Raw genomic sequence first — 7,456 nt, forward strand, 5'->3', positions numbered from 1 at the left:
GGGCGGTGCCGGTGGAGCGGCGGGCGGCGCGGCCGGCGGGGCGGACCGGCCGGCCGGCCGTTCAGCGTGCGGTGCCGGTGCGGCCGCCCGTACGGGCGCCCGGGCGGGCGGCGGCCTCCGCGGCGGGCGGCGGCGGTGCGTGGAGCGGGGCGGCGCAGAAGCCGCAGCGGTCGCCGATGAGCTCCAGGCCGCACCAGCGGCACTCCTCGCGGCGTACCGAGGCGACGAGTTGGTAGAGGACGGACAGGTCGGGGATGCCGGCGGCGAACTCGACGAGCTTCGGCGTGCCCCACCAGGCGGGCGAGTCGGCCGGGAGCGGGTTCTCCATGACGCCCTGGACCTGCCAGGCGGGGGCGAGGCTGGCGGTCACCCAGTCGGTGGCGAGCCGGCCGCGGGCGAAGGTCAGCTGCGTGCCGTAGGACGGTCCGGGCGGCATGCCCTCGGGGAGGGCGCCCGCCGCGGCCGGGGCTTTGCGGGACCGGCCGCGGCCGCCCGCGCCGTGCGCCCCGCGGCCGCCGGGGCCGGTGGCGGCCTGGCCGAGGCGGGCGAGGTGGGGTGCGGGGTGGGCGACGACGGCGAACTGGGCGCCGGGGGACCAGGAGCGGGCGTGCGCCTTGAGGCTGACGTCGACCCGGTCGAGCCTGGCGACGGAGCCGAGGACGGCTCCGGCGTGGACGTAGTGGGAGAGCAGGCGGGCGGCCGCGGCGACGACGCCGGGGCTGAAGTCGCAGACGGTGAGCTGGCGCAGCTGGCGGACGAGCAGGGCGGTGCCCAGCGGGGGCAGGTCGACGTCGAGGAGCGCGATCCGGTCGGTTTCGAGGATGGCGCGGACGGTGCGCAGCCGGCGGACGGTCGCGGCCGGCAGCCAGGGCGGTACGACGGCCAGGAGGTGGCCGTGCCGCTCCAGCAGGGAGGCGGTCTCGGCGAGGGCGCCTTCGAGGCCGATGCGGTCGGGCGGGGTGAGGACGGCAGCCGGCGGCGTGTGCCGGTCCGGGGCCGGCAGCACCAGATCGGCGCTGGTGACGGCAATGGCGACCGGCATGCGCATCCCCCTGTTCACCCCGTGCACCGCGCCTCCCCCGGCTTGCGCCGGGCGGTGCCCCCGAACGGCCGCGGCGGCCGCATCGGCCTGCGCGACCGCAAACGGCCGACCTGCTTTCCCCCGTGCCACAGCACCATATCCGCGTCACCCCTGGCGGGGCAGGGCCTTGGGAATTCCCGTGCCGCGCGGACCGGTCGCAGGTGGCGGGAAACCCGGACAACCAGGATCGGACGGCCGATCAGTTCAAGCCACATCGCAAAGACCATTGACAGCGAGATTGGTCTGGACCAAGTTGAAGTGCCGGCCCCCCACCGCCGCTCCGCGGCCTCCCGTGCCACCCCTTTCGCATCCCCGTTCACCGCCCCTACTCCCCCCACGGAGTCCTCGTGAACCGCATACGCGCACTCGCCCTGCTGGGCGCCGCGACCCTCACCGCCGGCGGCATGACCGCCCTGACCGCCGGCCCCGCCCGGGCCGCCGACGTCGACGTCGTCCGCAACGGCGGCTTCGAGTCCGGCCTCACGCACTGGAACTGCAGCCCCGGAAGCGGTGCCGCCGCCTCCGGCCCCGCCCACACCGGGGCCGCCGCACTGCGCGCCGCGCCGTCGGGCCTGGACAACGCCCGGTGCAGCCAGACCGTCACGGTCAAGCCGAACTCGACGTACACGATCGCCGCGCAGGTCCAGGGCTCGTACGTGTACCTCGGCGCCTCCGGCACCGGCACACAGGACGTGTCGACCTGGACCCCCGGGTCCGGCGGCGGCTGGCAGCGCCTGTCGACCACCTTCACCACCGGTCCGAACACCACGCAGGTCACCGTCTACGCGCACGGCTGGTACGGCCAGGCGGGTTATGCCGTCGACGAGTTCAGCGTGGTCGGCCCCGACGGCGGCGGCCCGACGGACCCCGGCCCCTCGCTGCCGGGCGCCCCGGCGGGGGCCGCCGTCTCCGGCCAGAGCGCGAACTCCCTGACCCTGTCGTGGAACGCGGTCGGCGGGGCCGCCGGCTACCACGTCTACCAGGACGGCGTCCGCGTGCGGACGGTCTCCGGGCCGCCCGCGCAGATCACCGGGCTCGCCGCCTCGACCTCGTACTCCTTCCGGGTGAGCGCCTACAACGCGGCCGGAGAGGGGCCGCAGTCGGCGCCGGTGACCGGCACGACGACCGGCGGCGACCCGGGCACGCCCGGACCCCCGGTGCCGCGGCACGCCCTGACGGGCTACTGGCAGAACTTCGACAACGGCGCGACCGTCCAGCGGCTCTCCGACGTGTCGCCGCAGTACGACATCATCGCCGTCTCCTTCGCCGACGCCACGGCGACGCCGGGCGCGATCGCCTTCAACCTCGACAGCGCGGGCCTGGGCGGCTACACCGTCGCGCAGTTCAAGGCCGACATCGCCGCGAAGAAGGCGGCCGGCAAGTCGGTGATCCTCTCGATCGGCGGCGAGAAGGGCACCATCACCGTGAACGACGCGGCGTCCGCCGCGAACCTGGCGAACTCCGCCTACGCCCTGATGCAGGAGTACGGCTTCAACGGGATCGACATCGACCTGGAGAACGGCCTCAACCCCACCTACATGAGCCAGGCGATGCGCGCCCTGTCGGCGAAGGCCGGGCCCTCGCTCGTCATCACGATGGCCCCGCAGACCATCGACATGCAGTCGACCTCGGGCAGCTACTTCCGGACGGCGCTGAACATCAAGGACATCCTCACCGTCGTCAACATGCAGTACTACAACAGCGGCTCGATGAACGGCTGCGACGGCAAGGTGTACTCGCAGGGCTCGGTCGACTTCCTCACCGCGCTGGCCTGCATCCAGCTGGAGGGCGGCCTCGACCCGTCGCAGGTGGGCATCGGCGTGCCGGCCTCCCCGAGCGGCGCGGGCAGCGGCTACGTCTCGCCGACGGTCGTCAACAACGCCCTCGACTGCCTGACCCGGGGCACCAACTGCGGGTCCTTCAAGCCGTCGAAGACCTACCCGGGGCTGCGCGGGGCGATGACCTGGTCGACGAACTGGGACGCCAAGGCGGGCAACGCCTGGTCCAACGCGGTGGGTCCGAAGGTTCACGGGCTGCCGTAGGCGGTACCAGTGGGAGTGGCTTCGAAGGAATCTGGCCGATTTCCGGTTCTTGACCTGGACATGCCACAAGAGCACGCTGTGCCCGTCCGCACGGCTACCCCCACCTCCCCACCCAGGAGAACGCATGCGGCTCCACACACGACGCAGGGCCGCCGTCACGGCGGCCCTGCTCGCCCTCGCGCTCGGCGCGCCCGCCTACGGCATGAGCGCGACGGCGGCCCCACCGCCCAGCCCGTCCAGCGCCACCCTCGACGAGTCCATCGCCCAGTACGAGATCAAGGGCCCGGCGACTCCGGCCGAGCGAACGGCCCTGCTCCGGACGGGTGTTTCCATCGACGAGGTCGACGCCCGCTCGGTCGTCGTCAGCGCCGACCCCCTCCAGGCCAAGGCCCTGCGCCGCCTCGGCTACGAGCTCACCCCCCTCGGCGGCCCGCCCGACCGCTCGGAGCGCGGCGTCCAGGCGGGACCGGCGGACTTCCCGTCCGCGGACTCCCGCTACCACAACTACGCCGAGATGAGCGCCGAGATCGACCAGCGCATCGCCCAGTACCCCGCCATCATGAGCAAGCGGGTGATCGGCAAGTCGTACCAGGGCCGCGACATCGTCGCCATCAAGATCAGCGACAACGTCGCCGCCGACGAGAACGAGCCCGAGGTCCTCTTCACGCACCACCAGCACGCCCGCGAGCACCTCACCGTCGAGATGGCGCTCTACCTGCTCAAGGAGTTCGGCTCCACCTACGGGACTGACGCGCGCGTCACCCGCATGGTCGACAGCCGCGAGATCTGGATCGTCCCGGACCTCAACCCCGACGGCGGCGAGTACGACATCGCCACCGGCTCCTACCGCTCCTGGCGCAAGAACCGCCAGCCGAACTCCGGCTCCTCCTCCGTCGGCACCGACGAGAACCGGAACTGGAACTACAAGTGGGGCTGCTGCGGCGGCTCCAGCGGCAGCAAGGGCTCCGACACCTACCGCGGCGCCGCGCCCGAGTCGGCGCCCGAGGTGAAGGTCGTCTCCGACTTCGTCCGCAGCCGCGTCGTCGGCGGCAAGCAGCAGATCAAGGCCGCCATCGACTTCCACACCTACAGCGAGCTCGTGCTGTGGCCGTACGGGTGGACGTACAACGACACCGCCCCCGGCCTGACCGCCGACGACCTCGCCGTCTTCAAGACCGTCGGCACCCGCATGGCGAACAGCAACGGCTACACGCCCGAGCAGTCCAGCGACCTCTACATCACGGACGGCACGATCGACGACTGGCTGTGGGGCAGCCAGAAGATCTTCGGCTACACCTTCGAGATGTACCCGTCCGGCTTCGGCGGCGGCGGCTTCTACCCACCCGACGAGGTGATCGACCGCGAGACCTCCCGCAACCGCGACGCCGTCCTGCAACTCCTGGAGAACGCCGACTGCATGTACCGCTCCATCGGCAAGGAAGCGCAGTACTGCACCGCCTAGGTCGTCTCTTTCGGATCTTGCCGGTCAAGCCCGCGTCGTCCGGTGCCGTGCATCGCAAGGCGGAGGGCCGCCCGCGTACTGGGGTACGCGGGCGGCCCGACAACGCGGCGAGGCGCGGTGCCGGACGGCGCGGGCCAGACAAGATCCGGAAGAGGCGGCCTAGCACGGCCGCCCGCCCGCACCGCCCCGCACGGGCGGGGCGCCCCCTCACCGGGGCGCCCCGCCCGTGCCCGCGCCGGGTCCCGCGCGCCGCGCCCGGAACCGCCCGGCGTTGCCCCGCCGTCCTCGGGGAGGTAAGACAGCACCGAACAGCAGCCGCCCCCGCCTCCCGCACCGCGCGGCGGCCGGCGCGGCGCGAGGAGGAATCCGCATGGCCAGCGCCGAGGCAGCCGGGCAGCAGCCGCACCCCGTCCCCGCGACGGGCGGGAAGCCGGCCCGCACGACGGTCCGGGAGGCGGTGCGGGAACTCGACCGCGAACGCGTCGACCACCGCTTCAAGGGCCTCCCGCCGGACGCCGCGGACGCCGGGCTCACCGTCGGCGAGCTGGCCGCCCAGCACCGCGACCTGCACACCGGCGGCTTCACCACCCCCGTCCTCACCCTCGACGGCGAGGCCCTGGACCACAACCTGGCCGCGCTCGCCGCGTTCTGCGACCGGCACGGCCTGGAGTTCGCCCCCCACGGCAAGACCTGCATGGCCCCCCGCCTCTTCGAGCGGCAGCTGGAGCAGGGCGCCTGGGGCATCACCGTCGCCATGCCGCACCAGGCCCGCGTCTGCCGCGCCTTCGGCATCCGCCGGATCTTCCTCGCCAACGAGCTCGTCGACGCCCCCGCCCTGCACTGGGTCGCCGCGGAGCTCGCCGCCGACCCGGAGTTCGAGTTCGTCGCGTACGTCGACTCCGTCCGCGGGGTCGCCCTCATGGACGCCGCCCTCGCCGGCCGCACCACCCGCCCCGTCGACGTCGTCGTGGAGCTCGGCGCCGGCGCCGAGGGCCGCACCGGGGTGCGCACCGCGGCCGAGTGCCTGGAGGTCGCCCGCGCCGTCGCCGCCGCGCCGACCCTGCGCCTGGCCGGCGTCGCCGGCTACGAGGCCACCATGCCCGGCGCCGACGCCGACAGCGTCCGCGAGTGGCTGCGCCGGCTCGTCGCCCTCGCCGCCGACTTCGACGCCGCCGGGCTGTTCAAGGGCACCGGGCTGGAGCGGATCGTCGTCAGCGCCGGCGGCAGCGAGTGGTTCGACGCGGTCGCCGAGGTCTTCGCCGGCATCCCCGAGCTCTCCCTGCCCGTGCAGCGGCTGCTGCGCTCCGGCGCGTACGTCTCGCACGACCACGGCTGGTATTCCGGCCTCACCCCCTTCAACCGGCACCCCGAGGAAGGCGGCCTGCTGCCGGCCTTCCGCCTGTGGACCCAGGTCGTCTCCCGGCCCACCCCCGGCCAGGCCTTCGTCAACGCCGGCAAGCGCGACATCGCCTACGACCTCGGCCTGCCCGAGGTGCTCACCGTGCGCGGCGCCGACGGCACCGAGCGGCCCGGCACCGGGATCACCGTCACGAAGCTGTCCGACCAGCACGCCTGGCTGGAGACGGCGCCCGGCACCGAACTCGAGGTCGGCGACCGCGTCGCGCTCGGCATGGCGCACCCCTGCACCATCTTCGAGAAGTGGCCGCTGATCCCGGTGACCGGACCCGACGGCACCGTCACGGAAATGGTCCGCACCTTCTTCTGAACGGCGCCGCCGAAGCCGCCCGGGAGAGGCAGGAGCGGCGCACCGGAGCCCGGCGGGGCGGGCGGTGCGCCGCACCCCGTTCCGGGGTCGCCGGCGCGCCGTACGCTGGGGCGCATGATCGCTTTCGCGCCCGCGGCCGTCCTGCTGCTGCTGTTCCTGGTGAGCGTCCGGGCGGACCGCCGGCGCTTCCGCAACGCCGTCCTGCTGGGCCTGACCCTCATATGGGCCTCGATCGGGGTGCTGTTCCTGATCCCGTCGCTGCCGCCGCTGCTGGGGGTCGTCGCGGTGGCCCTGATCCTGCTGGTGCCGACGCTGGGCACGCTCTCGCTCGCCGGCTTCCTCGTCGGCAACGGCATCACGATGCTCCGGCGGGAGGGCCGCAGCCCCGCCAACCTGCTGTCGCTGGCCGCCGGGACGGGGATCTTCGGGCTGATCGGGCTCGTCGCCTACGTCGCCGACCGCGGCTCGCCCGCGATGGACGCGGCCGTCGGCGGGCTGGTGCTGCTCGTCGGCTACGTCTCGTTCCTGTTCGTGTGCTTCCTCGCGTACGCCTTCCTGTACGGGCGCACCCCGGTCCGCGGCGACGTCGACTTCGTGGTGGTCCTCGGCTCCGGCCTGCTCGGCGGCGAGCGGGTGCCACCGCTGCTGGCCTCCCGCCTGGAGAAGGGCATGCGGCTCCAGGCCGCGCAGGCGGCACGCGGCGGGCGGGTGCCGCTGCTGCTGGCGTCGGGCGGGCAGGGACCGGACGAGAAGGTTCCCGAGGCGCGGGCGATGGCGGACTGGCTGCTCGCCCAGGGCGCGGCGCCCGAACTCGTACGGCTGGAGGACCGCTCCCGGACGACGGACGAGAACCTCGCCTTCAGCCGGGAGGTGATGGAGGCGGAGGCCGGGCCGGACTACCGGTGCGTGGTCGTCACCAACAACTTCCACGCCTTCCGCGCCGCGATGACGGCACGGAAGGCGGGCGTGAACGGGCAGGTGGTCGGCTCGCCGACCGCCCGCTACTTCTGGCCGAGCGCCACCATCCGCGAGTTCGTCGCCGTCTTCTGGGAGCACCGGGTGGTCAACCTGGTGGTCTGCGGGGCGATCGCGGCGGCGACGGCGGTGGCGGCGGCGCTCGCCGGGTAGCGGGGGCGCTGGGGCGG

Annotated in this window: 5 protein-coding genes; 4 read left to right on the plus strand and 1 reads right to left on the minus strand. The window is 73.8% G+C overall.

The features are described 5' to 3' along the window. Nucleotides 1-61: 61 nt before the first annotated feature. On the minus strand, nucleotides 62-1,042 hold the full coding sequence (locus EF903_RS25480; RefSeq protein ID WP_125546943.1) for a hypothetical protein: 981 nt from the start codon (nucleotides 1,040-1,042) through the stop codon (nucleotides 62-64). Between the two features lie 443 nt (nucleotides 1,043-1,485). Between EF903_RS25480 and EF903_RS25485 the strand changes: the two genes are divergently transcribed. From EF903_RS25485 to EF903_RS25500, 4 genes are all read left to right on the plus strand, one after another. After that, nucleotides 1,486-3,123: a chitinase gene (locus tag EF903_RS25485; protein ID WP_125546945.1), complete on the plus strand. Its 1,638-nt coding sequence runs from the start codon at nucleotides 1,486-1,488 to the stop codon at nucleotides 3,121-3,123. A 124-nt stretch (nucleotides 3,124-3,247) separates the two neighbouring features. Beyond that, nucleotides 3,248-4,585, plus strand: coding sequence for a M14 family metallopeptidase (locus EF903_RS25490; RefSeq protein ID WP_125546947.1), 1,338 nt, complete (start codon nucleotides 3,248-3,250; stop codon nucleotides 4,583-4,585). Between the two features lie 370 nt (nucleotides 4,586-4,955). After that, nucleotides 4,956-6,311 carry an amino acid deaminase gene (locus EF903_RS25495; protein ID WP_125546949.1) on the plus strand — a complete coding sequence of 452 codons (1,356 nt, stop codon included), beginning with the start codon at nucleotides 4,956-4,958 and terminating at the stop codon, nucleotides 6,309-6,311. Nucleotides 6,312-6,425: 114 nt separating this feature from the next. Next, nucleotides 6,426-7,439: a YdcF family protein gene (locus EF903_RS25500; protein WP_125546952.1), complete on the plus strand. Its 1,014-nt coding sequence runs from the start codon at nucleotides 6,426-6,428 to the stop codon at nucleotides 7,437-7,439. The last annotated feature ends 17 nt before the right edge of the window (nucleotides 7,440-7,456 follow it).

This window comes from Streptomyces sp. WAC05292, from assembly GCF_003949955.1.
GTDB classification, from domain to species: domain Bacteria; phylum Actinomycetota; class Actinomycetes; order Streptomycetales; family Streptomycetaceae; genus Streptomyces; species Streptomyces globosus.